This window comes from Jatrophihabitans lederbergiae (assembly GCF_031845305.1).
Taxonomy (GTDB): domain Bacteria; phylum Actinomycetota; class Actinomycetes; order Mycobacteriales; family Jatrophihabitantaceae; genus Jatrophihabitans_A; species Jatrophihabitans_A lederbergiae.
In genome coordinates, this window is the sequence record NZ_JAVREH010000194.1 from 1 (window position 1) to 897 (window position 897).

The 897-nt window shown below is 63.0% G+C and carries 1 protein-coding gene; it reads right to left on the minus strand.

Annotated features, from left to right (window positions below; genetic code table 11):
* Window positions 1-90 precede the first annotated feature (90 nt).
* Window positions 91-897 (minus strand): magnesium transporter CorA family protein (locus RM423_RS24935; protein WP_311425731.1); only part of this gene is annotated, 807 nt, incomplete at its 5' end.

The following is an 897-nucleotide window of genomic DNA, read 5'->3' on the forward strand; positions in this document are numbered from 1 at the left end:
GCGACGTTGCCGCGGCGTGCGGTGGTCGGGTTCGCCAGCGTCCGAGGACGGCTATGAAGAGCTGGTTGTCCAGCCATGTTGGCCGAGCGGTTAGAGCCAGTCGCGTCGTTTGAAGACGACGCCGAGGCCGAGGGTGCTGGCGAGCAAGAGTATGGCCATGATGGTCAGGCCGGTGTGGTTGCCGAAGCCGGGGTAGGGCAGGTTCTGGCCGAAGAAGCCGGTGATCGCGGCTACTGCTCCGAAGATGGCGGCGTAGGCGGTGAGCTTTTTCATCACTTCGTTGAGGCGGTTGGATTGCACTTGCAGGTTGCTGTCCTGGATGGTGGTGACCAGATCGCGTAGGGATTCGGTCCATTCGGTGACCCGCAGGACGTGATCGTAGACGTCTTGGAAGTAGGCGGCCATGGCCTCATCGACGATGCCCAGGTCTCGGCGCATCAAGGTGTTGAGGACCTCACGCATGGGCAAGCTGACCCGGCGCAGATCCACGAGGGCCTTACGCATCTGGAATGAGCGTTTCTGGACCGCCAAGGGTTGGGGTTTGTCGTCGAACAGGCGCGCTTCGACGTCCTCGACGGCGTCATCGAGTTCTTGCACGGCCTCGAAGTGACCGTCGACGACGTGATCGAGCAGGCCGTGCAGCAGGAACCCGACGCCGTGCTCGGCTCGGTCGGCGTTGCTGTCCCAGACGGCCTCGACGTGGGCCATGTCGAACGCGCCGGTTTTGCGTACGGTGATCAACCACTTGTGCGCGGCGAACACCGCAAGTTCGCTGGTGTGCAGTTCACCGGTGTCGACGTCCAGATGCACGCCGTACAGGCTCATGAAAATATGGTCGCTGTAGTGATCGACCTTGGGCCGCTGGTGCTCGTGAGCGGCGTCCTCCACGGCCAGGGC